Here is a 26,013-nt window from a genome sequence, read left to right as displayed (position 1 = left end):
GTCTGACTGCGCCTGTTGACGGGGCCTAATATCACAAAGAGTTACGCCGTCACGTCTTCCCCCTCCCGTTACATTATTTTATACTGTATAAAATGACAGCCTCCTGAGATACCGCATGACCGCCGAAGGCCACCTTCTATTCGCTGTTGCCAGCGCCATTTTCGCCAAAAAAGCAGAGCTTTCGCCCGCGCTTGCGGCCGGAGACTGGTGGCACATTATCCCTGCGGCCATGTTGACATCACTACTGCCGGACATCGACCACCCCAAATCAGTACTGGGACAACGTTTAAAGTGGATCTCTGTCCCGGTGGCGCGCCTGTGCGGACATCGCGGCTTCACTCACAGCCTGTTAGCAATCATTGCCGGGCTGTACTTTATTCATACTCAACTCCCGGTGAGTTGGCCGATCCCCAGCGACGTCTATCACGCGATGATTGTCGGCTATCTCAGCCATATCGTAGCGGATATGCTGACGTCAGCAGGCGTACCGCTACTATGGCCGTGCCGCTGGCGATTCCGCTTTCCTATATTACAAAGCCAAAAAGGCAATCAGCTGGAACGGATGCTATGTTTGGGGCTGATTGTGTTCTCGTTATGGCAGCCCCAGAGGTCGCTGGAAAGCTGGAACTATCCTCAACCTACGAAATGGCTTCAGGGCCTTAGCTTACAACTCCATCAGTTACTCACCCCGCAACGCAGCACTTCACTGCGTTTTTAGGTGCAGCCTGTCCTGTTGCCGGTAACACCCGCCGATAAGACCTGCTATTCTAGCGCGCCTGTCTCCCCGCCCGGGGAGCAAGATAAAAGATAACCAACGAGGGAGAAGTGGAGATGAATTTTCCGCTCATACTGAATGTCATTGTGTTCGCCCTGCTACTGATTGCGCTGCGCTTCTGCGGCAACGCGCGCTGGAGTCTGGCGAAGAAAGTGCTGCTGGGTCTGGTACTCGGCGTGTTGTTGGGCTTGGGATTGCACCTGATCTACGGCAATAACACACCGGTCATTGCACAGTCGATTGCCTGGTTTAATATCGTCGGCAATGGCTATGTCCAACTGCTGCAAATGGTCGTCATGCCGCTGGTCTTTGTGTCTATTCTCAGCTCGGTCGCGAAGTTGCACAATGCCTCGTCGCTAGGGAAAATCAGCCTACTGACTATCGGAACGCTGCTTTTCACTACGCTGATTGCCGCGCTGGTCGGGGTTTTCGTCACCAATCTGTTTGGGCTCAACGCCTCAGGGCTGGTCCAAGGCGCACAGGAAACGGCTCGACTGTCGGCAATTGAGAGCAACTACGCCGGCAAGGTCGCCGATCTCTCCGTGCCAAAGCTAATCTTGTCTCTTCTCCCCAAGAACCCGTTCGCGGATCTGGCCGGCGCCAGCCCAACGGCTATTATCAGCGTGGTCATCTTCGCCGCGTTTCTGGGTGTCGCCGCGCTTCAATTGCTGAAGGACGATGCTGAAAAAGGCCAACGGGTCTTGATCGCCATCGATACTCTTCAGTCGTGGGTGATGAAGCTGGTGCGACTGGTCATGCGTTTGACACCTTACGGCGTGCTTGCGTTGATGACCAAGATGGTGGCCAGCTCAAATCTGCAGGACATCATCAAGCTCGGCAGCTTCGTAGTCGCCTCTTATCTGGGGCTGGCCATCATGTTCGTCGTTCACGCCCTGCTGCTCTCGCTGACCGGCATTAACCCGGCTCGCTTTTTCCGTAAAGTTGGCCCGGTATTGTCCTTCGCCTTCACCAGTCGCTCCAGCGCGGCCACTATACCACTGAGTATTGAAGCGCAAACCCGACGTCTGGGCATACCGGAGTCTATCGCCAGCTTCGCTGCCTCTTTCGGCACAACCATCGGCCAAAACGGTTGTGCGGGGTTGTATCCGGCCATGCTGGCGGTGATGGTCGCGCCAACGGTTGGCATCAATCCGTTAGACCCGGTTTGGATTGCCACACTGGTAGGCATCGTGACCATCAGTTCCGCCGGCGTTGCTGGCGTGGGCGGCGGCGCAACTTTCGCGGCGCTGATTGTCCTGCCCGCGATGGGGCTTCCGGTGACGCTGGTGGCTCTGCTTATTTCAATCGAACCTCTCATTGATATGGGCCGCACCGCGTTGAACGTCAGCGGTTCGATGACGGCGGGGACGGTGACCAGTCAGTTACTGAAGCAAACCGACAAGCAGGTGTTTAATTCTCGGGAAGACGTGAAATTAAAACAGCAGTAAGTCCGAACTCTCGCATTTAAAACCAAAAAGCCGAACAAAATGTTCGGCTTTTTTTATGGCTCGATCCACGTTAGCGCTGAGGATGAGTATCGTATTCCTGACAGCTCTGGAAGCCTTTATTCAGGACATGCCCCGTTTCATCGAAGCTGACGAAGTAGTACTGTATTTTCTTGTCTTTTGTCCCCAGGATGTAGGTGTTACAGGTACCACGTGCATTAATCATTGTGGCCTGGGTAGACGCTGGTCCTGCGATTTGATTGACCTGTTGTTTGGTCATCCCTTTTTTGACGTCTTTTACCACCGGCTTGGTGAAATAATTCTCTGCACGGTCATAGGCCGTACAACCAGAAAGGAGCACCAGCCCTGCAGCAATACAGATTATTAGTCGATTCTTGTTCATTGCATTACCTCTTTTGGTATTAGTTAAATTAAGGCTAGATGGCAAAAGGCGGTTTTTCAACCCGACGTCAATGCTTTAATGAACTGATAATGGGCAAGAAATTAGCCCTCACCGGGCAACCCTAACCTGCTCACTTCTTCTTTTACTCCATGAGAAGTCACGTTAAACTGAGGTCATCCTTCTAATTATGCTGCCGTATCAATAGGTTCAGGAGAGGCGAAATGTCATTACAGCAGAGCATCATTCAGGCACTCGGCGTCAAAAGCACGATCGACCCCGCCCAGGAAGTCCGGGTCAGCGTTGATTTTTTGAAGAATTATCTTAAGGCCCATCCTTTCGTCAAAAGCCTGGTGCTCGGCATCAGCGGTGGACAGGATTCCACACTGACGGGCAAAGTCTGCCAAACGGCCATCACCGAGCTCCGCGCAGAGACCGGCAACTCGGCCTATCAGTTTATCGCCGTTCGCCTCCCCTATGGTGTACAGGCCGATGAGCAGGACTGTCAGGATGCCATTCAGTTTATCCAGCCGGATCGCGTCTTGACCGTTAATATCAAACCCGCCGTTGATGCCAGCGAAGCCACACTCCGTGAACTTGGTATTGAGCTCTCTGATTTTGTGAAGGGTAACGAAAAAGCGCGGGAGCGTATGAAAGCGCAATACAGCATCGCTGGAATGAATGCCGGACTGGTCGTGGGGACAGACCATGCCGCGGAAGCGGTCACCGGCTTCTTCACCAAATACGGCGATGGCGGCACGGATATCAATCCTATCTTCCGCTTGAACAAGCGTCAGGGTAAGGCGTTGCTTGAATGGCTTGGATGCCCTTCCCATCTCTATACCAAAGCGCCTACCGCGGATCTGGAAGAAGATCGTCCCGCGTTGCCGGACGAGGTTGCATTGGGCGTCACCTACGAAAGCATCGACGATTATCTGGAAGGTAAAAATATCGATCAGCGCGACGCAGCGGTCATTGAGAACTGGTACCGCAAAACAGAGCATAAACGTCGTCCGCCGATCACCGTATTCGACGATTTCTGGAAATAATAGGCGTTTTACCTGCAGTCTAACCCGTGTCCTCTCTTTACCTTTACGGCAGCTTGGCTGCCGTTTTCTTATCTGTGCGCACCGTAGGCTTCAAGTCATACAATTCCGACTACACTGTGAGTCAAAGCACTAACGTGAGATGACTATGATGCGCCGCCCTCCTCCGGGTAAACGAATTCAGCGCGAGATTCGCACTATCGAACAGATGATCAGACTGTATGCGAAATCCCATCCCGTTTCCGGTGGCGACGACCACTACACGGTGCTGTTTCGCTACGCGATAAATCGTCTTAACAAATGTTATTACGGGGAAGAAAAACCGGCCTGCAAACAGTGTCCAATCCACTGTTATCAATCGACTAAACGAGAAATGATGAAACTTATCATGCGTTGGTCGGGACCGAGAATGCTGTTGCATCATCCCGTGCTTGCCCTCCAGCACCTTTGGGACGGTCGCCGTCCGGTACCGAAAACCACGCCCGACAAGGCCGATACACCGCATTTTCAGGACGACTTTTCAGACAGTTCCGCAAAAGAAAAAGGCCGCTAAAGCGGCCTTTTCGTTAACTTACAACTTACTTAGTCTTTAGGTGAAGCATTCTCAACCCGACTTTTTAACTTCTGCCCCGGACGGAATGTGACCACACGGCGCGCCGTAATCGGAATATCCTCGCCTGTTTTTGGGTTACGTCCCGGCCGTTGGTTTTTGTCTCGCAGATCGAAATTGCCAAACCCCGACAATTTGACTTGCTCGCCATTTTCCAAGGCTCGACGAACTTCTTCAAAAAACAACTCGACTAGCTCTTTGGCATCCCGTTTACTCAGCCCAAGCTTTTCAAACAGGTATTCTGACATTTCAGCTTTTGTAAGCGCCATAGGTTTAATCCCTCAAGGATGCTTGGAATCGCTGTTTCAGTGCCGCCACGCATTTCGCAACTGTGGCGGCAATTTCCTCTTCTGCCAGTGTACGAGCGGTATCCTGCAATACCAGACTAATAGCCAGACTCTTATATCCGTCCTCTACGCCCTTGCCTCGGTACACATCAAACAAGTTTACGCCAACTAACTGATTTGCGCCAACTTTCTTGCACTCAGCCAGAATATCTCCTGCGGGCACGTTTTCAGCGACCACAACGGCGATATCGCGACGGTTAGCCGGGAAGCGAGAAACATCAGCCGCTTCGGGCACGACACGGTCCGAAATTTTGTCCCACAGCACTTCAAATACGACGGTCCGACCGTTCAAATCCAATTTTCGTTCCAGCTCTGGATGAATAACACCAATGAAACCAATGTGTTGCCCATCCAGATAGATCGCGGCGCTTTGGCCTGGGTGCAGCGCAGGATTTGCTTCAGCCTTGAACTCGACGGCGGAAAGTTTACCCGTCAAAGCCAGCACGGCTTCAAAATCACCTTTTAAATCATAGAAGTCAACTGGCTGTCGTGCCAGGTCCCAATGCTCTTCATATCGGGAACCTGTGATCACGCCTGCTAACATCATTTCCTGGCGGATACCCTGTTCCGCGTCGCTATCAGGCACAAAACGCAAGCCGCTCTCAAAAATACGGATACGACTTTGTTGACGATTCTGGTTATAAACCACTGCGCCCAGCAAACCTGTCCACAATGACAGGCGCATAGCGGACATATCAACAGAGATCGGGCTAGGCAGAATCAGCGCTTCTTCGCCAGGATGAACCAATGCCTGAATTTTAGGATCAACAAAGCTGTAGGTAATTGCTTCCTGATAGCCGTGGTCCACCAGCATAGTCTTCACGCGTTTCAGAGACAGGTTAGCTTCACGGTGACGCGTCATTTTCAACGGTGCCAGCGCGGCCTCGTTAGGAATATTGTCGTAGCCGTAGATACGAGCGACTTCCTCGACCAAATCCTCTTCAATTTCCATATCGAAACGCCAGCTCGGCGCGGTCGCTTGCCAGCCATCGGCGATACGCGTTACCTGACAGCCCAGACGTTCGAGAATATCGCTCACCTTGTCGTCAGCGATATGATGGCCGATCAGGCGATCTAATTTTTCACGACGCAGCGCAATCGTGGCGCGGGCAGGCAGGTTTTTATCGTGTGTCACATCCACCACCGGACCGGCTTCACCGCCGCAAATATCCAGCAGCAAACGCGTGGCGCGTTCCATGGCTTGAGATTGCAGCTCTGGGTCAACGCCGCGCTCATAACGGTGAGAAGCATCCGTATGCAAACCGTAGCGGCGCGCGCGACCGGTGATCGCTAACGGATTGAAGAAGGCGCATTCCAGCAATACGTCCTGCGTTTCTTCACTCACGCCCGAGTGTTCACCACCGAAAATACCGGCCATTGCCAGCGCTTTGCTGCTATCGGCAATCACCAGTGTTTCTGCGTTCAACTTCGCATCGTTACCGTCCAACAGACGCAACGTTTCGCCTTCCTGAGCGGTACGCACCGTGATCTTCCCATCAAGACGGGCCAGATCAAACGCATGCATCGGCTGGCCCAGTTCCAACAGAACGTAGTTGGTGACATCGACAACCGGATCGATGGAGCGAATACCGCAGCGACGCAGTTTTTCACGCATCCATAGCGGTGTGGACGCTTTCACGTTGATCCCTTTCACCACACGGCCGAGGTAACGAGGACAAGCTTCCGGGGCATCAACACTAATGGGGAAAGTGTCGGTGATTGTCGGCTCGACGGACGTGATTTCCGGCGCGTTGAAGGCAACACCATTCAACACGGCGACGTCACGCGCGACGCCCTGCAGGCTTAGACAATCGGCACGGTTAGGCGTTACGCTGATCTCGATGATGTTGTCATCCAGCTTCAGATACTCGCGCAGGTCGGCCCCTATCGGCGCATCAGCAGGCAGTTCCAGAATCCCGTTATGGTCGTCGGCAATCCCCAATTCGGAAAAGGAGCACAGCATTCCTTCAGACGGTTCACCACGAAGCTTGGCGGCTTTTATCTTGAAATCGCCCGGCAATACCGCACCAATGGTCGCAACCGCAACTTTTAGACCTTTTCGGCAGTTAGGCGCGCCACAGACGATATCCAGCAGGCGTTCGCCGCCGACATTCACTTTGGTGACGCGCAGTTTGTCAGCATTAGGATGCTGTGCGCACTCGACCACTTCACCCACAAACACACCGTTAAACGCACCCGCGGCAGGTTCTACGCCGTCGACTTCCAGACCGGCCATCGTAATTTGTTCAGATAAGGCTTCGCTGCTGATAGCTGGGTTAACCCATTCCCGTAACCAGAGTTCACTGAATTTCATAATGCTGTTCCCGCCTTATTTAAACTGTTTGAGGAAGCGTAAATCGTTTTCGAAAAATGCGCGCAAATCGGTTACGCCGTAGCGCAGCATGGTCAGTCGTTCCATCCCCATGCCAAACGCAAAACCGGAATAGATGTCCGGATCAATGCCAACATTGCGCAGAACATTAGGATGCACCATTCCACAGCCCAGCACTTCGAGCCATTTACCGTTTTTACCCATGACGTCCACTTCGGCGGACGGTTCCGTGAACGGGAAATAGGATGGACGGAAACGAACCTGTAAATCTTCCTCAAAGAAGTTACGCAGAAAATCATGCAGCGTGCCCTTCAGGTGAGTAAAGCTGATGTTTTTATCCAGAATCAGCCCTTCCATCTGATGGAACATCGGGGTATGTGTCTGATCGTAATCGTTACGGTAGACACGGCCCGGCGCGATGATGCGAATAGGCGGTTGCTGCTTTTCCATCGTTCGTATCTGCACGCCGGAGGTTTGAGTACGCAACAGGCGTTTGGCATCAAACCAGAACGTATCATGGTCGGCGCGAGCAGGATGGTGTCCGGGGATGTTTAGCGCATCGAAGTTATGATAATCATCTTCGATCTCGGGACCCGATACTACGGAGAAACCCAATTCGCCAAAAAAGGTTTCGATGCGATCGATGGTGCGAGTAATTGGATGCAGGCCGCCGTTTTCGATGGTGCGACCTGGCATTGATACATCAATGGTCTCGGCAGCAAGGCGAGCGTTCAGTTCAGCGCTTTCCATTGCCTGTTTACGGGCATTCAACGCCTCCTGTACTTCCTGCTTGGCCTGGTTGATTACGGCACCCGCTGCAGGACGCTCTTCAGCAGGCAACTCGCGCAGCGAGGTCATCTGAAGGGTTAAGTGACCTTTTTTGCCCAGGTACTCCACGCGCACATTTTCCAATGCGGCGATATCCTGCGCCTCTTCTATGGCTGTTCTGGCTTTGGCAACCAGTTCTGCGAGATGTTGCATTACATTCCTCTTCTTCTGCCTGTATGGCCACGGTGATAATTGGAAAAGTATGATTCTCAGTGCATCTGATAACACGACTTGTATGGTCCCGGGCCTTTCCCTGACCAATAAAAAAGCCTCCGCTAGGGAGGCTTAGGCGCTACTTTTCGTTTCTTTTCTTACGCGCAAAGCCTCCCGAGTTCAGGCGCTAAAGTAAAAAAAGAAACGGAAAATAGCAGTTTTCATACTTGCGTTACCTTGTCGTAATTTATTTCAGAGGGGGCTGAGCGCTGCGTTCAACGATCCAAAGTTCATGAAGGATCATTTCCAAGGCTTGTGCGCTAAAAATCAAAAGAGGGAGCAAGCTCCCTCTTCTAACCGGCTTACGCCAGAGCTGCTTTCGCTTTTTCTACCAGTGCGCTAAAGGCCACTTTATCGAAAACTGCGATATCAGACAGAATCTTACGGTCAATTTCAACAGAGGCTTTTTTCAGGCCATTGATGAATTTGCTGTAGGACAAACCGTTCTGACGGGCTGCTGCGTTGATACGTGCAATCCACAGCTGGCGGAACTGACGTTTCCGTTGACGACGGTCACGGTATGCGTACTGGCCAGCTTTGATTACTGCCTGGAAGGCAACACGATAAACGCGCGAACGGGCACCGTAATAACCTTTCGCTTGTTTTAATACTTTCTTGTGACGTGCACGAGCAACCACACCACGTTTTACGCGAGCCATATGCTCTCTCCTAAAATCTTATTCTGAATGAAAAAATAACTTATGCGTAAGGCAGACAAGCTATGACCAGACCCAAATCGCCTTTGGCAACCTGAGCTTTAGGACGCAGATGACGTTTACGTTTAGTCGCTTTTTTGGTCAGAATATGACGCAGGTTAGCATGCTTACGCTTAAAACCACCGCCGGCGGTTTTCTTAAAGCGTTTAGCGGCGCCACGTACTGTTTTGATCTTTGGCATTGTTATTTCCACTTCGCATTGTTAATAAAACGAATCAGATAAGGCGAACGAAACCGCGCTACGCGAGCATAACGCGGACTCGATTACTTGAATGCCTTACTGTTTCTTCTTCGGTGCAAGCACCATGATCATCTGACGGCCTTCGATCCTTGATGGGAAGGATTCGACGACGGCCAGTTCACTCAGATCGTCACGAACGCGGTTAAGCACTTCGATACCAATCTGCTGGTGCGCCATTTCACGTCCACGGAAACGCAGAGTGATTTTGGCTTTGTCACCATCTTCCAGAAAGCGAATCAGGTTGCGTAGTTTGACCTGATAGTCGCCATCATCGGTACCAGGCCGGAACTTAATTTCCTTGACCTGAATAACTTTTTGTTTCTTCTTCTGCTCTTTAGTGGCCTTACTCTTCTCATAGAGGAACTTGCCGTAATCCATGATTCGGCAAACCGGCGGTTCGGCGTTCGGGCTGATTTCTACTAAATCAACGCCTGCTTCTTCGGCTTTCTCTAGCGCTTCATTCAGGCTGACAATACCGATCTGTTCGCCATCGACGCCAGTCAGGCGTACCTCTTGTGCGCGAATTTCTTTGTTGATGCGATTAGGACGCGCCGGTTGAACTCGTTTTCCGCCTTTAATACCTTATTCCTCCAATTGATGAAGACTACGGCTGCGAATCTCATGTTGCAGCTTACTGATAACTTCGCTGACATCCAGACTCCCCAAATCTTTGCCGCGGCGCGTGCGGACAGCAACTTTACCTGCCTCCACTTCTTTATCGCCACAGACCAACATATAGGGAACACGCCGCAATGTGTGCTCGCGGATTTTAAAGCCAATCTTCTCATTTCTCAAGTCTGCTTTAACGCGAATGCCCGCTTCTTGCAGTTTTTGGGTCAATTCGCTGACATAATCAGACTGACTGTCGGTGATATTCATAATCACCACCTGTACCGGAGCTAACCAGGTTGGGAAGAATCCCGCAAACTCTTCGGTAAGAATACCGATAAAGCGCTCCATAGAGCCTAGTATAGCCCGGTGAATCATTACCGGGACCTGGCGTTCGTTGTTTTCGCCAACGTAAGACGCACTTAGACGGTTCGGCAATGAAAAGTCGAGCTGTACAGTACCACACTGCCACGCACGATCCAGGCAGTCATGTAAGGTAAACTCGATTTTCGGACCATAAAAGGCCCCTTCTCCCGGCTGATATTCAAATGGAATATCGTTTTCAGCCAGCGCCGCCGCCAGATCCTCTTCCGCACGGGTCCACGTTTCATCTGAGCCGATACGTTTTTCCGGACGAGTTGACAGTTTCACCTCGATTTTTTCAAAACCGAAAGTGCTATACGTGTCATAAACCATTTTAATGCAATTATTCACTTCAGAACGAACCTGATCTTCCGTGCAGAAGATATGGGCATCATCCTGTGTAAATCCGCGAACGCGCATCAGGCCATGCAGGGATCCCGAAGGCTCGTTACGATGGCAGCTACCGAACTCAGCCATACGCAGCGGCAGGTCGCGGTAAGATTTCAATCCCTGATTGAAGATCTGTACATGACCCGGGCAGTTCATCGGCTTAATGCAGTATTCACGGTTTTCAGACGAGGTGGTAAACATCGCGTCTTTATAGTTGTCCCAGTGCCCGGTTTTTTCCCACAGCACGCGGTCCATCATGAACGGACCTTTCACTTCCTGATACTGGTACTCTTTCAGCTTAAGACGAACAAACGCTTCCAACTCGCGGAAAACGGTCCACCCGTCGTTGTGCCAGAACACCATACCCGGCGCTTCTTCCTGCATGTGATACAGGTCGAGCTGCTTACCGATCTTACGATGGTCGCGCTTGGCGGCTTCTTCCAACCGCTGCAGATACGCATTCAGCTGTTTTTTATCTGCCCAGGCAGTGCCATAAATGCGCTGCAGCATTTTATTGTTGCTATCGCCACGCCAATACGCGCCCGAGGTTTTCTGCAGTTTGAAGTGGTGGCAGAAACGCATATTGGGAACGTGCGGCCCACGACACATATCAACGTATTCTTCATGATGATATAGGCCCGGACGGTCGTCATGGCTGATGTTTTCATCCAGAATGGCGACTTTATAGATTTCGTCGCGAGAGACGAAAGTATCTCGCGCTTCCTGCCAGCTCGCACTCTTTTTGATAACGTCGTAGTCTTTATTGGACAGCTCGTGCATCCGCTTTTCGAGCAGCTCCACGTCTTCCTGCGTCAGCGTGTGATCCAGATCGACATCGTAATAGAAACCGTTGTCAATCACCGGACCGATAGCCATTTTGGTGTCTGGCCAAAGCTGTTTGATCGCGTGTCCCAGCAAATGCGCGCAGGAGTGTCGAATAATTTCAAGACCCGCTTCATCCTTTGCCGTGATGATCGCCAGTTGCGCATCAGATTCAATCAGATCCGTCGCATCGGTCAGCTCGCCGTTAACTCGGCCGGCGATACAGGCTTTGGCCAGACCCGGACCGATATCGAGGGCGACATCAAGAGGAGAGACGGCGTGGTCATAATGACGCTGGCTGCCGTCGGGAAGCGTAATAACAGGCATGATAATTCCCTTATTTGCAGTGGTGACCCACACGCAAGATCACATACAAAAGATAATTGTGTTTATTTCAGTTGTCAGCCGCGTGTTTAACCCACAATTGTTAAAACGCTGCCACGACAGTGATTCATAGCGGGATAACAAAGGCGGCAACATTGGTTAACGATGTTCGCAGCAAACCCGACTAATCTGACGGCGTAGATTACCATCATGGCCCCGCACATGCCACCCGCGGCAGGAAATGGGCTGATAAAACAGGGGTGTAATCGGTAGGATGAGAGGGTAAGAAGAATAAGTAGGCAGCACGATGGTATCACCGAGATTCTTGATTTTTTTCAAGCGATAAAAAGACAAATCAAAGGCTGCCCCTCCTACTTTGAACGTCGGAAAGCCGATGACACACCAATAATCAACGCTCGGGGATAACATTTCTGAAGTAAACGTCAGTATCGTCGTTTTTCAGTTTGGCTTCTGGCTCAGGCTCGGCGCTAGGTGATACAGGAATGAGGGTTTGCATCAAAGCGAGCTGCTTTTTTTGCTGTTTGACGATTTCCTGTAGGAGTTTAATCTGCTCATTTGCCCGCACGCTCGCGCGATTCGCAAAGAACCACACCACCAGCGCCAGCATAACAATCAGCACAACCAAAACCATTTCTAACATATTTGATACCGCCCCACTTATGCTTGAAACCTAGGAAACTTTGACTAAAGGCGCATTTTACCACTGAGCTCCCACGCAATTCGATAACGGCACGATAATTTATCTCTCAAATGATTAGCGACACATATTTATCCCTGGAGTTAGGCAATCTGCGCTCAGGAGAGAAAAACGTATCTGCGCGGTGCCGCACAAACAGCAAAGGCCCCGCAGGGCCTTTGCTCAAGATTCCAGTCAAGCAGGCATTATTTTAAGTAAGCTCCGCTGCGCAGCGCCTCAATACGTTTGTCCAGCGGAGGATGCGACAGGAACAATTCGCTGAATGACTTCGACTTGCCGTTAATGCAAAACGCCATCATGCTGCTTTCTTCCTGAGGCTCATAGCTGGTTTTCAGCCGCTGCAACGCCGCAATCATCTTCTCCCGACCTACCAGCTTGGCGGACCCGGCATCCGCATGGAATTCCCGGTAGCGAGAGAACCACATTGTGATGATGCTGGCCAAAATACCAAAAACCAATTCCAGCACGGTCGCCACGGCGAAATAGATCAGCGGGTTGCCGTTGCTGTTCTCGCTATCATCGCGATTACCAGACAGAAAGCCTGACGCAACTTGGGCAAGCAGACGCGATATAAATATCACGAAGGTGTTAACGACGCCCTGAATCAGGGTCATGGTCACCATATCGCCATTAGCCACATGGCTAATTTCGTGAGCGATAACCGCTTCCGCCTCATCGCGGCTCATATTCTGTAGCAACCCAGAGCTCACAGCCACCAAAGACGAATTCCGACGAGCGCCGGTAGCGAAGGCATTGATATCCGGCGCCTGGTAGATTGCTACCTGCGGCATGGCGATCCCTACCTGCTGAGATTGCGCCCGCACCGTTTCAACTAACCAACGCTCGGTTTCGTTACGTGGCTGCTCAATAACTTCTCCACCGACGGAGCGCAACGCCATCCATTTTGACATCAGCAATGAAACGATCGCCCCGCCAAAGCCAAACAGACCGGCCATGACCATCAAGCCGTAAGTACTGCTGGGCCGAATGCCTGTCAGGCTAAGTACTAGCCCAAAAACCAACATCACCGCCAGGTTGGTGATTAGGAAAAGTGCAATACGCATCATATAAGTCTGATTTCCTCTCTCAGGCAAAACTACAATTGGGATGCAATGCCTATATGGTATGGGCTGGAATGGCTTTTTCAAGCAGTCTTAACATCCAAGTAACCGAATCAACATAACTTTACGTTCTCGCCTCTCGGCATCGCGTAAAAGCGCATCCATCCGCCGAAAATAGGCACGTGACGCAAAACAGTGACGCGTGTAACAGGGGTAGCCGCCGGCTCAAGGTCCCCGCACACGGTATAAATATCATCCGCAAGCCGTCTGACGAATGATGTCAGGCGTTACCGGGAACATCACGCTCTCTTTATCTCCCCCCGCGTGCCTTTGACCCATACTGCGATGACTTATTGATAAGCCAATCAGAACTACGCCACGCCCAGTTGGCGCGCAAAGTCGGCGGCTGGCATCGGACGGCCAAACAGATATCCCTGCGCCTGCTCGCATCCCTTATTTCTCAGTCGTTCGCACTGCTCCTGCGTTTCCACACCTTCAGCAATAACATCCAGGCTGAAACTTTTTCCCAGATACAGAATCGCCCTCACGATGGCCGCATCCGGCGGAGACTCGCACATGGCCCGCACGAATGTCTGATCGATCTTCAGGCGGGTCACCGGATAGTTCTTCAGCATACTCAACGACGCGTATCCGGTGCCGTAATCGTCAAAGGCGATGCTAATACCCTCGCTGCGTAACTCATTAAGAGGGCTGAGCATATTCTCATCGTATCGGATGATGATGTTTTCGGTGATCTCTAGCTCCAATGCGCTCGGAGGCAACCCGGTTTTTTCCAGCACGGTCCTGATTTTCTGCGACAACATACCCGAGCGGAACTGGGCCGTGAACAAGTTGATGCTGATGCGAAAATTTTTCGCCCCCGCATTCCGCCATTCCGCGGCCTGCTGACAGGCCTCTTGCACCACCCAATCCCCGATGCGCTCAGCCCAGGGGCCCTTTTCCAACGCAGTCAAGAAAGCGGCTGGCGCCAGCAGTCCTTTATAAGGATGCTGCCAGCGCAGCAGCGCTTCGGCGCCGACGATCTCATTGTTCATCAAATTCACCTGAGGCTGATAGAACACCTCAAATTCATTTTTTTCATAAGCACGAATGAATTCCAGTTGAAACGCATGTTTGGCCTGAAAAATTTCGCGCAGTTCGCGCGTAAAGAAACGGTAGCAGTTGCGTCCATCGGCTTTTGCCTGATAGAGGGCCAAATCTGCACTGGTCAATAGCTCCTGAGTCGTAACACCCTGAGAACGAAACATCACTAGCCCGATGCTGGCGCTGGTATTCACTTGCTTGTCCCCGACGACAACCGTTTGAGAAATATCATGATTGATGCGCCGGGCCATTTTTTCCGCCACCAGGAGGTCTTCCAACTGAGGAAGTAATATCGCGAATTCATCGCCGCCCATTCGCGCCACCAAATCGCCTTGTCTGACGTTGGCCAACAGTTTTTGCGTCACACTGACCAGAATTTCATCTCCGCTCGCATGCCCCAGACTGTCATTGATATCTTTAAAGCCATCCAGGTCGACGATCATGAGGCAACCAGAGGGATGCTGCTTCAGAAGCTGATTCAGCGAGGTCGCCAACAGCGTGCGGTTGATGAGTCCCGTAAGAGGATCCCGGTGCGCCTGTAAGAACAGTCTTTCTTGGTAACGCTTGCGTTCAGAGGTATCGCGCAAAATCAGGCTGTAACTGTCTCCCTCAGCTTGTTGCCACACCCCCACAGACAGCTCGACGGGCAGCAACGCGCCGCTTTGAGTCGCAGCATCCAGCTCGATTCGGCTGCCCTTCGACCGCGCCGTTTCATCAGTAGACAAATGGTGCAACTGCACAACAAACATATCCGGCACGACGCTGCTGATATGCTGCCCCACTATCTGCTCTCTGGAATATTCCAACAGATTTTCGGCGGCCTCATTCCAGAAAGTGATAATGCCTTGGTGATTCACACACAAAATGGCGTCAGGGGAAAGCCGGGCCACCCGCTCGAAGCCTGCCTGGTCCGTTTTTCTGGCCACATTAAGACGCCGCAATTCCAGCTTATCCATGACCAACGTAGACAGGTCCTGCATGTTGTGAGCATCGCGCGCACTCAAGCCGATACGCGGCTTGGGGTCGACAACATTCAGCGTGCCGACAATTTGACCAAGAGGCGTTCGTAGCGGTATGCCGGCATAAAAACGGATGTGTGGGTCGCCGGTAACTAACGGGTTATTTTTGAACCGCGGATCCCGACGCGCATCCGGCACCACTAAGATGCCTTTCTTATGGATGGCATAGTTGCAAAAGGAGTTTTCCCAATCCACTTGGCAAACGGAACAACCCACGCTTGCCACGAAAAGTTGACGCTCTTTATCCAGTATGGAGATAGCAACGATGGGGACGTTGAATACGTTCGCGGCCAGTTTGATCAGATTCTCCAAATCGGAGTCTTCAGACAACGGGCCGTCGATGCCGTACTCACGCACCGCGTCAAGTCGGCTGTTCACCTCTTTTTTGTTCACTGGGGCTCGACTCATGGGGGTTCCCCTTACTGTTCCATTGTTGTTTCTGTCGTCATTGCCGGTCATCACGGTGCGCGATAATAGGATGAACTAGCGCTCCTGAACGCAGTTTGATAAAGCAAACTTATGTGTCGCTTAAATCAAAACAGTGTCCCTAAAACACGGTTTTTACCAGCCCGGTTCTATTTCCTTTCCGGCAAAAAACGTTTTGCTTCATATATAGAGTTCTTGTTATCACAATAAAGAATAGCAAATCACCGCCACTCAGTGAGTGGCGCCCGAAGAATTTGTGTCTATTCCCTAAATCTCGGCGATATATAACCAATATTGATTGAAGCTTGTTCTGGTATTACCCGCAGATGCTTCACGTTGCGTCGATAATAGGCCAATAGTCATAGTCATATGAGGGGCACAACACGGCTTTGCGAGCGGACTTTGGAAATCAAACAGAAATATTCATGCAGGACCAATATTCACAGGATGAAATCTATTGACTATGACCAAGCGCTAATTATCCCCGCGCCAAAGATCATTTAAAGCAGAGAAAACACAACGCCGTCGAAAGCCTTGTCCCGACACAATCAAATGACAATTAAAACGCTCATTGATTGGCGCATTTACGGCATCACCCCATGTGGTTACGGCGAGATGGCGAGAAGAACGGTTACCAAAGCGTGAGCGCGGGGGCTGATAAAATCACAAAAAAGGAGGCTCACAGGCCCCCTTTAAATTCATTGCGACTGCCGTTATTACATGTGTTCGATGATGGCGTCGCCGAACTCAGAACATTTCAGCAGTTTCGCCCCATCCATCAAACGTTCGAAATCATAGGTCACGGTTTTATTTTTAATCGCGCCTTCTACGCCTTTGATGATCAAGTCAGCGGCCTCAAACCAACCTAAATGACGCAACATCATCTCAGCCGACAGAATTACGGATCCCGGATTCACTTTATCTTGGCCCGCATATTTCGGCGCGGTGCCATGCGTCGCTTCAAACAAGGCGCATTCATCGCCGATATTCGCGCCGGGAGCGATACCGATACCACCTACCTGCGCAGCTAATGCGTCAGAAATATAGTCGCCGTTCAAGTTCATACAGGCGATAACGTCATATTCCGCTGGGCGTAATAGAATTTGCTGCAGGAACGCATCTGCAATCACATCTTTGACGACTATATCTTTGCCGTTATTCGGGTTCTTGATTTTCACCCACGGACCGCCGTCAATCAGCTCACCGCCAAACTCTTCGCGCGCTAACTGATAGCCCCAGTCCTTAAATGCGCCTTCAGTGAATTTCATGATGTTGCCTTTGTGCACCAGCGTGACGGAATCGCGATCGTTGGTGATGGCGTAGTCAATGGCTGCACGCACCAGGCGTTTAGTGCCCTCTTCGGAACAGGGTTTGATCCCGATGCCGCACTGCTGAGGGAAACGAATTTTCGAAACGCCCATCTCATCGCGCAGGAACTTGATGACTTTGTCTGCTTCAGCCGAACCGGCTTTCCACTCGATGCCGGCATAAATATCTTCGGCATTTTCCCGAAAGATCACCATGTCCGTCAGTTCGGGGTGTTTGACCGGGCTTGGCGTGCCATCAAAATAGCGAACCGGACGAAGGCAGATATACAGATCAAGCTGCTGACGCAGCGCGACGTTGAGCGAGCGAATACCACCGCCGACAGGCGTGGTCAGGGGGCCTTTGATGGCGACGCGATAATCGCGAATGAGATCCAGCGTTTCTTCCGGGAGCCACACATCTTTGCCGTAGACCTGAGTCGATTTTTCGCCGGTGTAAATCTCCATCCAGGAAATGGCGCGCTTGCCTGAATAGGCCTTTTTGACAGCGGCATCAACCACATTGATCATAGCTGGCGTGACATCAACACCGATCCCGTCACCTTCAATGAAAGGGATGATCGGGTTATCCGGCACGATTAGTTTGCCTTCTACATCTGCCGTAATTTTATGACCTTTAGCCGGTACAACTACTTTGCTTTCCATTAACCTCTCCTTAGAGCGCATTTTGTTAATGAGATGTAATATGCGTGTCAATACTACTGGAATATCAAACCCGCGCCAACCGCAACCCTTTCGAGTATAATGGCTTTGTCACTCTCAGCTATGAATAAAATGAATAAAATCCCTGTTAGAAATCACAAACTTAAACGATTCAGTTCACGTTCAACCGCAAAAAAAACCACAGCGCCAAAACCGCGTCGAATCATCCTGTTTAACAAACCTTACGATGTGCTTTCCCAATTCACGGATGACTCGGGCCGCGCCACACTAAAAGACTTTATCCCCATCGGCGACATCTATGCCGCCGGACGCCTGGATCGCGACAGTGAAGGGCTCATGGTGCTCACCAATGATGGCGCATTGCAAGCGCGACTGACTCAGCCAGGAAAGAAAACGGCCAAAATTTACTACGCGCAAGTAGAGGGCATCCCCGACCCTGACGCACTAGCGCGATTCCGTGCGGGCTTGATGCTCAACGACGGCATTACGCTGCCCGCGGGGGTCGAATTAGTGGATGAACCCGACTGGTTATGGCCGCGCAATCCGCCAATTCGTGAACGAAAAAGCATCCCGGTGAGCTGGTTGAAAATTACGTTGCAGGAAGGCCGCAACCGGCAAATTCGTCGCATGACGGCTCACATTGGTTTCCCAACGCTGCGCTTAATCCGCTACAGTATGGCAAATCAGACTCTGGCCGGGTTATCGCCCGGGGAATGGAAGGAAATCACGCATGTTTAAACCTCATGTCACCGTCGCCAACATCGTCCAGGCGGAAGGCCGGTTTTTGGTGGTCGAAGAAACCGTCAACGGTAAAAGTCTCTGGAACCAGCCTGCCGGTCATCTCGAAGCCGAAGAAACGCTAATCCAAGCCGCCAGCCGCGAATTGTATGAAGAGACCGGCGTTAAAGCGCAGCCCGAGCATTTCCTTCAGCTTCATCAGTGGGTGGCTCCGGACGGCACGCCGTTCCTGCGCTTCAGCTTTACGATTGATCTGCCGCAGCAGGTCGCCACCGCGCCTCAGGACAGCGATATCGATTGCTGTCACTGGCTGACAGCCGAAGACATTCTCCACTCAGACAGATTACGTTCGCCGCTGGTCGCGGAAAGCATTCGCTGCTATCAAAGCGGCACCCGCTATCCCTTGAGCGTGCTGGGCGCATTTAACTGGCCCTATAAGCTCTAACGTTGCCCCTTGGTGCGACGCTGCAACCAATGTGCTACCCTATGCGGCCTGTCAATTTGTCCTTATTTGTTGCATTAAATCTTTTCTATTCGCGAGACTGTCATGTCAGATAACAGCCAGAAAAAAGTCATTGTCGGCATGTCCGGCGGCGTTGATTCTTCCGTTTCCGCATACCTCCTCCAACAACAGGGTTATCAGGTCGAAGGCCTGTTCATGAAAAACTGGGAGGAGGACGACGACACGGAGTACTGTTCTGCGGCTGCCGATTTGGCCGACGCGCAGGCCGTCTGCGACAAACTCGGCATGGTACTGCATACCGTCAACTTCGCGGCGGAATATTGGGACAACGTATTTGAGCACTTTCTGGAAGAGTACAAGGCTGGTCGTACGCCGAATCCCGATATCCTGTGCAATAAGGAAATCAAATTTAAAGCGTTCCTGGAATTCGCCGCCGAAGATCTGGGCGCGGATTACATCGCGACCGGACACTATGTGCGCCGTCAGGATATCGATGGTAAAAGCCGTCTCCTACGCGGTCTGGATGGCAACAAGGATCAGAGCTACTTCCTGTACACCCTCAGTCACGAACAGTTGGCGCAAAGCCTGTTCCCAGTCGGCGAGTTGGAAAAACCGGAAGTTCGTAAAATCGCTGAACAGTTAGATCTGGCTACGGCCAAGAAGAAAGACTCCACAGGGATCTGCTTCATCGGCGAACGTAAATTCCGTGACTTTCTGGCCCGTTACCTGCCAGCGCAACCCGGCCCGATCATCGCCGTCGACGATGGCAGCGACATGGGCCAGCATCAAGGTCTGATGTATCACACGCTTGGGCAGCGTAAAGGCCTTGGCATCGGTGGCGTGAAAGAAGGCGGCGACGATCCTTGGTACGTCGTAGACAAAGACGTCGCGAACAACGTGCTGTACGTCGCTCAGGGCCATGAGCACCCTCGCCTGATGTCAGACGGTTTAATTGCTCAACAGTTGCACTGGGTCGATCGTGACACTGTCACCGCCCCCTTCCGCTGTGTGGTGAAAACTCGCTATCGTCAAGCGGATATTCCCTGCACCGTCACGCCGCTAGACGCCGATCGTATCGAAGTTCGCTTCGACGAGCCGGTTGCCGCCGTCACGCCGGGCCAGTCAGCGGTATTTTATCAGGACGAAATGTGTCTTGGCGGGGGAATTATCGAGGAGCGCCTGAACGGCAACTAAAGGTGTCCGCGCAAGAGACCCCGCTCTTGCGCCACTGCAATTCGGCGCAAATACCCGCGCCGCCGTTCAACGCTCTCCGCACGGATTGCATACTCCTGACGGCCGACGTCATGGAGCATTGAGGATACAGGAGCCATCGTGGCCAAAAACTACTATGACATTACGCTGGCGCTGGCAGGAATTTGTCAGTCCGCCTGTTTGGTTCAGCAGCTCGCGACAACGGGAACCTGCCCGCAGGCGGCGCTGCAGACGTCGCTTAGCAGCGTTCTTGTGATGGACGCCGCCAGCACGCTGGAGATATTTGGTCACGACGAGAACAATCTGAAATTGGGCGTTGAAACTCTGCTTAGCATCCTCGGTTCGTCGTCGCGCGAAAAAATCGGCGCCGATCAGTCCCGCTATACCTTTAGTCTCATGGCGCTGGAACGTCGCCTGAACAAGAACAGCACGGCCCTCAACGAGCTTGGCAACCGTGTCGACCAGTTGGGGCGCCAGCTGGAGCACTATGCGTTACTGTCCGATCCGATGATTAACGTGCTGGCAGGCATCTATGTGGACGTCATTAGTCCCCTGGGGCCGCGCATTCAGGTTACCGGCTCACAGGAAGTCCTCAAAAACGCACAGGTTCAAGCTAAAGTACGCGCTATTTTGCTCGCGGGTATTCGCGCCACTGTTCTTTGGCAGCAAATCGGTGGTGGACGCCTGCAGCTGATGTTTTCCCGCGCTACGCTGGTCAAACAGGCACAGCAAATTTTGTCACGCTGCCGCGACCAATAGACAGACCGGCGGACGACCATTCCGGTTCGTCCGCCATCATGAGATACTTGTAGTCACGCTTTTGTCTTTTATTAAAAACGATCCCAGGAGTTGCTCGCGATGGAATTAACCTCACTGACCGCCGTTTCCCCTATTGATGGACGCTACGGCGATAAAGTCAGCGCCCTGCGCACCATTTTCAGCGAATACGGCCTGCTGAAATTCCGCGTGCAGGTGGAAGTACGGTGGCTGCAAAAGCTGGCCTCTTGTGCGGCAATCAAAGAAGTTCCCTCATTTGACGCCGACGCAAACGCTTACCTTGATAAAATCGTTGCTGAATTCAGCGTTGAAGATGCCGCCCGCATTAAAACCATCGAACGCACAACTAACCATGACGTCAAAGCCGTCGAGTACTTCTTGAAAGAAAAAGTCGCCGCCGTACCGGCTCTTCAGGCGGTTAATGAATTCATCCATTTTGCTTGTACCTCCGAAGATATCAACAACCTCTCTCACGCCCTGATGCTGGAAACGGCGCGACGCGACGTGGTTCTGCCGTTCTGGCGCAAGACCATTGACGCGATTGGCACGCTGGCGCAGGAGTACCGCGACATTCCGCTGCTTTCACGGACGCACGGTCAGCCCGCCACCCCGTCGACGATTGGGAAAGAGTTTGCAAATGTGGCTTACCGCCTGGAGCGGCAATTCCGCCAGTTACAGCAGGTGGAGGTAATGGGAAAAATCAACGGCGCGGTCGGCAACTACAACGCGCACATGGTCGCTTACCCGGACGTCGACTGGCACACCTTTAGCGAAGCGTTCGTCACGTCGCTCGGCATCACCTGGAACCCTTACACCACGCAAATTGAGCCGCATGATTACATCGCCGAGCTGTTCGACTGCCTCTCTCGATTTAATACCATCCTGATCGACTTCGACCGCGACGTGTGGGGTTATGTGGCGCTCAATCACTTCAAACAGAAGACCATCGCCGGCGAAATCGGCTCTTCGACCATGCCGCACAAGGTGAACCCCATCGACTTCGAAAACTCCGAGGGAAATCTTGGGTTGGCGAATGCCGTGCTGGGGCACCTGTCCGCCAAACTGCCCGTCTCCCGCTGGCAGCGAGACCTGACTGACTCCACCGTGCTGAGAAACCTGGGCGTAGGATTGGGCTATGCGTTGATCGCTTATCAATCTACACTGAAAGGCATCAGTAAACTGGAAGTCAACCGTGACCGTCTGCTGGATGAGCTGGATCACAACTGGGAGGTCCTTGCCGAGCCTATCCAGACCGTCATGCGTCGCTATGGTATCGAAAAACCGTACGAGAAACTGAAAGAGCTGACGCGCGGTAAACGCGTTGATGCGGAAGGCATGAAAGCCTTTATCGATGGTCTGGAACTTCCCGAAGAAGAGAAAGTCCGTCTGAAGGGACTGACCCCAGCCAACTATATCGGCCGCGCCGTCAAGATGGTGGATGAGCTGAAATAACAGGTAATCGAGCAGGCAGACTGCATTCTGCCTGCTTTCTCCCCCTTCATTCCCACAGTTTGTTGAGTCTAAGTTTATTACCGTAGTGAATAATATGTTTTTCAATCAAAGCAGCTAAACCGACCATCCGCAGCGCGCCAACCTTCGGATAAGCTTGGTTAGCAACATTATTTCATAGGAAGACACCATGCGAATTCTGGTTGTTGAGGATAATGTTCTTTTACGCCATCACCTGACTGTTCAGATGAAAGAAATGGGCCATCAGGTCGATGCCGCCGCAGACGCTAAAGAAGCCGACTATTTTTTGCATGAACATGCGCCGGATATCGCTATTGTCGATCTCGGTCTTCCTGAAGAAGACGGCGTTAGCCTGATTCGCCGCTGGCGCGCTCAACAGGTCAAAATGCCCATTTTGGTTTTAACCGCGCGTGAAAGCTGGCAGGAGAAGGTCGTCGTGCTGGAAGCCGGTGCCGACGACTACGTGACCAAACCTTTTCATCTGGAGGAGGTGATGGCGCGAACACAGGCCTTGATGCGTCGTAACAGCGGTCTGGCGTGTCAGGTCATTCGCATGCCGCCGTTTGAGGTCGATCTGTCGCGACGTGAACTGCTGGTACACAATTCGCCGATAAAGCTCACCGCCTTCGAATATACGATTATCGAAACGCTCATCCGTAACCACGGGAAAGTCGTCAGTAAAGAGTCGCTAATGCTGCAGCTCTATCCCGATGCCGAGTTACGTGAAAGCCACACCATCGATGTCTTGATGGGTCGCCTGCGCAAAAAACTACAGGCCGCCAACTCGCATGAAGTCATTACCACCGTGCGCGGACAGGGCTATCGCTTCGATATTAATGCTCGCCAGGACTAATTTATGAGAAAGAGGTCGCCGCTGTCGTTGCGCTTTCGTTTTTTAATCGCCACTGCCGCCGTGGTATTGGCGCTAACGCTTTCCTACGGCGGCGTTGCCATCATCGGCTACAGCGTCAGCTTCGATAAAACGTCTTTCCGTCTTCTTCGGGGCGAAAGCAATCTATTCTATAGCTTGGCCCAGTGGCGGGATAATCAATTAACCATCGCCCAGCCGGACGAAATTGATATTAATTACCCCACATTGGTGTTCATCTACAATCAGCACGGCAAACTGTTGTGGCGCGAGCGCGCGGTGCCCGAGCTGGAGTCGCAGTTCAAACCGGAGTGGCTGGCTAAAACCGATTATCACGAGCTGGATACCGACCCCGGCACCAGTAATGCCGTGCTGCAAGGCAGTCCAGCAATTCAGGATCGCCTACGGGGTTACCATTCGGAAGACAAAACGCCTTTTACCCACTCCGTGGCCGTCAACGTCTACCGCGCTACCGAGCACCTGCCGCCATTGACCATCGTCGTTGTCGACCGCGTTCCTCAGGAGCTGCAGCAGGCCGATGTCGTCTGGGAATGGTTCCGCTACGTCTTCATCGCTCATCTTGTACTCGTCCTCCCTCTCCTTTGGCTGGCGGCTCACTGGAGTTTGCGGCCAATCAAAAGTTTGGCCAATCAGATACAGGCGCTAGAAAACGGCAGTCGCGAGAATCTGGATGAGCGGCCGCCTCAGGAGCTGAACAGCCTGGTCCGCAACCTGAACACGCTGCTAAAGAACGAACGTCAGCGCTACCAGAAGTATCGTACCGCGTTGACCGACCTGACCCACAGTCTTAAAACGCCCTTGGCCGTGCTGCAAACCACACTGCGCGCCCTGCGTACGGGCAAAGACCTCACTATCGAGCAGGCGGAACCAGAGATGCTGACGCAGATTAGCCGGATATCTCAGCAGATCGGCTACTACCTGCATCGCGCCACCGTTCATACGGATCACCTCAGCATTACCCGAGAAGTTCAGTCGGTGCCTGCGATGCTGGACGGTCTTTGCTCGGCCCTCAATAAGGTGTATCAGCGTAAAGGGGTATCTCTGTCGCTCGATATCGCGCCAGAAACCACGTTCATCGGCGAGAAGAACGACTTTATGGAAGTGATGGGCAATATCCTCGATAACGCCTGTAAATACAGTCTGGAATTCGTCGAGATCAGCGCCCAATATTCAGGCCATATGCTGCATCTAATCGTTGAAGATGACGGTCCCGGCATCCTGACGAGCAAACGGGAAGTCATTTTTCAGCGCGGCCAGCGGGCGGATACGATGCGTCCCGGTCAGGGCATCGGTCTCGCCGTCGCGGTAGAGATTATCGAGCAATATCAGGGGGAGATTATCATCGGAGAGAGCCCCCTGGGCGGCGCCAAAGTCGAAGCGATTTTCGGCCGCCAGCACCTCCAACAAAACGACCGTTGAAAGGTCCGCACAGTCCCGGCGGTTCCGCTATAATCGCCTTCAGCCCTCTGATAATGGAAATGCACGATGGACTACCAACTTAATCTCGATTGGCCGGATTTTCTGGCTCGCTACTGGCAAAAACGTCCTGTGGTGATCAAGGGCGGCTTCACGTCGTTTGTCGATCCCCTCAGTCCTGACGAGCTGGCTGGTCTGGCGTTGGAAAACGAGGTGGACAGCCGCCTGGTCAGTCATCAGGACGGACGCTGGGCCGTCAGCCACGGCCCCTTCGACAGCTACGACCATTTAGGTGAGACCAACTGGTCGCTGCTGGTACAGGCGGTAGACCATTGGCATGAGCCGTCATCCGCGCTGATGCGCCCTTTCCGCCACCTTCCCGACTGGCGTATCGACGACCTGATGATCTCTTTCTCCGTCCCCGGCGGCGGCGTTGGCCCGCATCTCGATCAGTACGATGTTTTCATCATTCAGGGGACCGGTCGACGCCGTTGGCGTGTAGGCGAAAAAGTGCCAATGAAACAACATTGTCCGCATCCCGACCTACTTCAGGTCGATCCGTTCGAAGCCATCATCGACGAAGAGCTGCTGCCGGGCGATATTCTGTATATTCCACCCGCCTTCCCGCATGAAGGCTATGCGCTGGAAAACTCGATGAACTACTCTGTCGGATTCCGCGCGCCTAGCGCGCGCGAGTTGGTCAGCGGCTTTGCGGATTACGTTTTGGCACGCGAATTGGGTAGCCATCGCTATAGCGACCCGGATATCACGCCGCGCGAGCATCCGGCTACCGTGCAACCGGCAGAACTGGATCGCCTTCAGCAGATGATGCTGGATCTGGTGCAGCAACCGGAATCGTTCCGACAGTGGTTCGGCGAGTTTATTTCCCAGTCGCGCCACGAGTTGGATCTTTCTCCGCCTGAACCGCCCTATCAGCCGGGAGAAATCTACGAGTTGATGCAACAGGGTGAAACGCTGCGTCGACTGGGTGGCCTACGGGTGATCTGGCTGGAGGGACGCTGCTTCGTTAATGGCGAACCGCTAAACAGTTCGCATCAGGAAGCACTGTCCGCGCTGGCGGAACATTATGTTATCGACGGTGAAATGCTAAAGGGCGCGTTGGACGATCCGTCCTTCCTCGCAGAGCTGACCGCGCTAATTAATAACGGCTATTGGTACTTCGCAGACTAACCCCCCGATTCGCCCAATTGCCACGCATCCAAAAATGGGATGTGTGGCATCTTCCGCGCGCCTTTTTACTCATCATCATG

General features: G+C 52.5%; 25 protein-coding genes and 1 other annotated feature. Of the genes, 12 read left to right on the top strand and 13 right to left on the bottom strand.

Annotated elements, in window-relative coordinates; all coding sequences use genetic code 11:
- The first annotated feature begins 115 nt into the window (after window positions 1-115).
- Both AU511_RS06130 and AU511_RS06125 read left to right on the top strand, forming a co-directional pair.
- Entirely contained in the window at window positions 116-718 is a 603-nt protein-coding gene (locus AU511_RS06130) for a metal-dependent hydrolase (RefSeq protein ID WP_094109119.1), read from the top strand.
- A 113-nt stretch (window positions 719-831) separates the two neighbouring features.
- The gene (locus tag AU511_RS06125; protein WP_094109118.1) at window positions 832-2,223 is read left to right on the top strand and encodes an L-cystine transporter; all 1,392 of its coding nucleotides are present in this window, start codon (window positions 832-834) and stop codon (window positions 2,221-2,223) included.
- A 70-nt stretch (window positions 2,224-2,293) separates the two neighbouring features.
- Here AU511_RS06125 and osmE read toward each other — a convergent pair whose 3' ends face one another.
- Window positions 2,294-2,623, bottom strand: coding sequence for an osmotically-inducible lipoprotein OsmE (gene osmE, locus AU511_RS06120; RefSeq protein WP_094101341.1), 330 nt, complete (start codon window positions 2,621-2,623; stop codon window positions 2,294-2,296).
- A gap of 221 nt (window positions 2,624-2,844) precedes the next feature.
- Here osmE and nadE point away from each other — a divergent pair, with 221 nt between their 5' ends.
- A complete protein-coding gene (gene nadE, locus AU511_RS06115; RefSeq protein WP_094109117.1) occupies window positions 2,845-3,669 on the top strand; it encodes an ammonia-dependent NAD(+) synthetase in 825 nt (274 codons plus the stop codon).
- A gap of 148 nt (window positions 3,670-3,817) precedes the next feature.
- Window positions 3,818-4,219 carry a nitrous oxide-stimulated promoter family protein gene (locus AU511_RS06110; RefSeq protein WP_094109158.1) on the top strand — a complete coding sequence of 134 codons (402 nt, stop codon included), beginning with the start codon at window positions 3,818-3,820 and terminating at the stop codon, window positions 4,217-4,219.
- Window positions 4,220-4,248: 29 nt separating this feature from the next.
- Here AU511_RS06110 and ihfA read toward each other — a convergent pair whose 3' ends face one another.
- From ihfA to icd, 12 genes are all read right to left on the bottom strand, one after another.
- Entirely contained in the window at window positions 4,249-4,545 is a 297-nt protein-coding gene (gene ihfA / locus AU511_RS06105; protein ID WP_026739352.1) for an integration host factor subunit alpha, read from the bottom strand.
- Between the two features lie 4 nt (window positions 4,546-4,549).
- Window positions 4,550-6,937, bottom strand: coding sequence for a phenylalanine--tRNA ligase subunit beta (gene pheT / locus AU511_RS06100; protein WP_094109116.1), 2,388 nt, complete (start codon window positions 6,935-6,937; stop codon window positions 4,550-4,552).
- Window positions 6,938-6,952: 15 nt separating this feature from the next.
- Complete coding sequence (gene pheS / locus AU511_RS06095; protein WP_094101344.1) at window positions 6,953-7,936, bottom strand: phenylalanine--tRNA ligase subunit alpha; 984 nt, start codon at window positions 7,934-7,936, stop codon at window positions 6,953-6,955.
- Between the two features lie 106 nt (window positions 7,937-8,042).
- Window positions 8,043-8,166 (bottom strand) — a sequence feature (Phe leader region).
- Window positions 8,117-8,161: a pheST operon leader peptide PheM gene (pheM, locus tag AU511_RS17215; RefSeq protein WP_123225455.1), complete on the bottom strand. Its 45-nt coding sequence runs from the start codon at window positions 8,159-8,161 to the stop codon at window positions 8,117-8,119. It overlaps the preceding feature by 45 nt.
- A gap of 132 nt (window positions 8,167-8,298) precedes the next feature.
- A complete protein-coding gene (gene rplT / locus AU511_RS06090) occupies window positions 8,299-8,655 on the bottom strand; it encodes a 50S ribosomal protein L20 (RefSeq protein WP_026739349.1) in 357 nt (118 codons plus the stop codon).
- A 40-nt stretch (window positions 8,656-8,695) separates the two neighbouring features.
- On the bottom strand, window positions 8,696-8,893 hold the full coding sequence (gene rpmI, locus AU511_RS06085) for a 50S ribosomal protein L35 (RefSeq protein ID WP_085687439.1): 198 nt from the start codon (window positions 8,891-8,893) through the stop codon (window positions 8,696-8,698).
- A 96-nt stretch (window positions 8,894-8,989) separates the two neighbouring features.
- The gene (infC, locus tag AU511_RS06080) at window positions 8,990-9,532 is read right to left on the bottom strand and encodes a translation initiation factor IF-3 (protein WP_071999762.1); all 543 of its coding nucleotides are present in this window, start codon (window positions 9,530-9,532) and stop codon (window positions 8,990-8,992) included.
- Between the two features lie 3 nt (window positions 9,533-9,535).
- Entirely contained in the window at window positions 9,536-11,464 is a 1,929-nt protein-coding gene (gene thrS, locus AU511_RS06075; RefSeq protein ID WP_094109115.1) for a threonine--tRNA ligase, read from the bottom strand.
- Window positions 11,465-11,870: 406 nt separating this feature from the next.
- Entirely contained in the window at window positions 11,871-12,122 is a 252-nt protein-coding gene (locus AU511_RS06070) for a YebO family protein (protein ID WP_094101346.1), read from the bottom strand.
- Window positions 12,123-12,364: 242 nt separating this feature from the next.
- Window positions 12,365-13,246 carry a protease HtpX gene (htpX, locus tag AU511_RS06065; RefSeq protein ID WP_094109114.1) on the bottom strand — a complete coding sequence of 294 codons (882 nt, stop codon included), beginning with the start codon at window positions 13,244-13,246 and terminating at the stop codon, window positions 12,365-12,367.
- A gap of 365 nt (window positions 13,247-13,611) precedes the next feature.
- Entirely contained in the window at window positions 13,612-15,771 is a 2,160-nt protein-coding gene (locus tag AU511_RS06060) for a sensor domain-containing phosphodiesterase (protein WP_094109113.1), read from the bottom strand.
- A 734-nt stretch (window positions 15,772-16,505) separates the two neighbouring features.
- Window positions 16,506-17,759 carry an NADP-dependent isocitrate dehydrogenase gene (gene icd / locus AU511_RS06055; RefSeq protein ID WP_094109112.1) on the bottom strand — a complete coding sequence of 418 codons (1,254 nt, stop codon included), beginning with the start codon at window positions 17,757-17,759 and terminating at the stop codon, window positions 16,506-16,508.
- A gap of 99 nt (window positions 17,760-17,858) precedes the next feature.
- On the opposite strand from icd, the gene rluE reads away from it, so the two are divergent.
- The 8 genes from rluE (at window position 17,859) to AU511_RS06015 (ending at window position 25,933) form a co-directional block, all read left to right on the top strand.
- Window positions 17,859-18,515: a 23S rRNA pseudouridine(2457) synthase RluE gene (gene rluE / locus AU511_RS06050; protein WP_094101350.1), complete on the top strand. Its 657-nt coding sequence runs from the start codon at window positions 17,859-17,861 to the stop codon at window positions 18,513-18,515.
- A complete protein-coding gene (locus AU511_RS06045; protein ID WP_026739341.1) occupies window positions 18,508-18,960 on the top strand; it encodes an NUDIX hydrolase in 453 nt (150 codons plus the stop codon). The genes rluE and AU511_RS06045 overlap by 8 nt, the downstream gene beginning before the upstream one ends.
- An 87-nt stretch (window positions 18,961-19,047) precedes the next feature.
- Complete coding sequence (gene mnmA / locus AU511_RS06040) at window positions 19,048-20,172, top strand: tRNA 2-thiouridine(34) synthase MnmA (protein WP_254900242.1); 1,125 nt, start codon at window positions 19,048-19,050, stop codon at window positions 20,170-20,172.
- Between the two features lie 138 nt (window positions 20,173-20,310).
- A complete protein-coding gene (gene hflD, locus AU511_RS06035) occupies window positions 20,311-20,949 on the top strand; it encodes a high frequency lysogenization protein HflD (protein ID WP_094109111.1) in 639 nt (212 codons plus the stop codon).
- Between the two features lie 99 nt (window positions 20,950-21,048).
- On the top strand, window positions 21,049-22,419 hold the full coding sequence (gene purB / locus AU511_RS06030) for an adenylosuccinate lyase (RefSeq protein ID WP_094109110.1): 1,371 nt from the start codon (window positions 21,049-21,051) through the stop codon (window positions 22,417-22,419).
- 187 nt (window positions 22,420-22,606) lie between these two features.
- Window positions 22,607-23,290: a two-component system response regulator PhoP gene (phoP, locus tag AU511_RS06025; RefSeq protein WP_094109109.1), complete on the top strand. Its 684-nt coding sequence runs from the start codon at window positions 22,607-22,609 to the stop codon at window positions 23,288-23,290.
- A gap of 3 nt (window positions 23,291-23,293) precedes the next feature.
- Window positions 23,294-24,745, top strand: coding sequence for a two-component system sensor histidine kinase PhoQ (gene phoQ / locus AU511_RS06020; RefSeq protein WP_094109108.1), 1,452 nt, complete (start codon window positions 23,294-23,296; stop codon window positions 24,743-24,745).
- A gap of 66 nt (window positions 24,746-24,811) precedes the next feature.
- Window positions 24,812-25,933, top strand: a complete 1,122-nt coding sequence (locus tag AU511_RS06015; protein ID WP_094109107.1) for a ribosomal protein uL16 3-hydroxylase — start codon at window positions 24,812-24,814, stop codon at window positions 25,931-25,933.
- Window positions 25,934-26,013 lie beyond the last annotated feature (80 nt).

Source organism: Lonsdalea iberica (assembly GCF_002111585.1).
GTDB lineage: Bacteria > Pseudomonadota > Gammaproteobacteria > Enterobacterales > Enterobacteriaceae > Lonsdalea > Lonsdalea iberica.
This window is presented reverse-complemented; position numbering and strand designations above follow the sequence as displayed.

What these genes read in the sequence shown, in the direction of transcription:
- pheT (WP_094109116.1), bottom strand. Translation starts at nt 6,937, where the DNA reads ATGAAATTCAGTGAACTCTGGTTACGGGAATGGGTTAACCCAGCTATC.
- rpmI (WP_085687439.1), bottom strand. Translation starts at nt 8,893, where the DNA reads ATGCCAAAGATCAAAACAGTACGTGGCGCCGCTAAACGCTTTAAGAAA.
- AU511_RS06125 (WP_094109118.1), top strand. Translation starts at nt 832, where the DNA reads ATGAATTTTCCGCTCATACTGAATGTCATTGTGTTCGCCCTGCTACTG.
- nadE (WP_094109117.1), top strand. Translation starts at nt 2,845, where the DNA reads ATGTCATTACAGCAGAGCATCATTCAGGCACTCGGCGTCAAAAGCACG.
- osmE (WP_094101341.1), bottom strand. Translation starts at nt 2,623, where the DNA reads ATGAACAAGAATCGACTAATAATCTGTATTGCTGCAGGGCTGGTGCTC.
- htpX (WP_094109114.1), bottom strand. Translation starts at nt 13,246, where the DNA reads ATGATGCGTATTGCACTTTTCCTAATCACCAACCTGGCGGTGATGTTG.
- purB (WP_094109110.1), top strand. Translation starts at nt 21,049, where the DNA reads ATGGAATTAACCTCACTGACCGCCGTTTCCCCTATTGATGGACGCTAC.
- AU511_RS06045 (WP_026739341.1), top strand. Translation starts at nt 18,508, where the DNA reads ATGTTTAAACCTCATGTCACCGTCGCCAACATCGTCCAGGCGGAAGGC.
- rluE (WP_094101350.1), top strand. Translation starts at nt 17,859, where the DNA reads ATGGCTTTGTCACTCTCAGCTATGAATAAAATGAATAAAATCCCTGTT.
- AU511_RS06060 (WP_094109113.1), bottom strand. Translation starts at nt 15,771, where the DNA reads ATGAGTCGAGCCCCAGTGAACAAAAAAGAGGTGAACAGCCGACTTGAC.
- phoQ (WP_094109108.1), top strand. Translation starts at nt 23,294, where the DNA reads ATGAGAAAGAGGTCGCCGCTGTCGTTGCGCTTTCGTTTTTTAATCGCC.
- icd (WP_094109112.1), bottom strand. Translation starts at nt 17,759, where the DNA reads ATGGAAAGCAAAGTAGTTGTACCGGCTAAAGGTCATAAAATTACGGCA.
- rplT (WP_026739349.1), bottom strand. Translation starts at nt 8,655, where the DNA reads ATGGCTCGCGTAAAACGTGGTGTGGTTGCTCGTGCACGTCACAAGAAA.
- AU511_RS06070 (WP_094101346.1), bottom strand. Translation starts at nt 12,122, where the DNA reads ATGTTAGAAATGGTTTTGGTTGTGCTGATTGTTATGCTGGCGCTGGTG.
- thrS (WP_094109115.1), bottom strand. Translation starts at nt 11,464, where the DNA reads ATGCCTGTTATTACGCTTCCCGACGGCAGCCAGCGTCATTATGACCAC.
- ihfA (WP_026739352.1), bottom strand. Translation starts at nt 4,545, where the DNA reads ATGGCGCTTACAAAAGCTGAAATGTCAGAATACCTGTTTGAAAAGCTT.
- pheS (WP_094101344.1), bottom strand. Translation starts at nt 7,936, where the DNA reads ATGCAACATCTCGCAGAACTGGTTGCCAAAGCCAGAACAGCCATAGAA.
- AU511_RS06130 (WP_094109119.1), top strand. Translation starts at nt 116, where the DNA reads ATGACCGCCGAAGGCCACCTTCTATTCGCTGTTGCCAGCGCCATTTTC.
- phoP (WP_094109109.1), top strand. Translation starts at nt 22,607, where the DNA reads ATGCGAATTCTGGTTGTTGAGGATAATGTTCTTTTACGCCATCACCTG.
- AU511_RS06015 (WP_094109107.1), top strand. Translation starts at nt 24,812, where the DNA reads ATGGACTACCAACTTAATCTCGATTGGCCGGATTTTCTGGCTCGCTAC.
- AU511_RS06110 (WP_094109158.1), top strand. Translation starts at nt 3,818, where the DNA reads ATGCGCCGCCCTCCTCCGGGTAAACGAATTCAGCGCGAGATTCGCACT.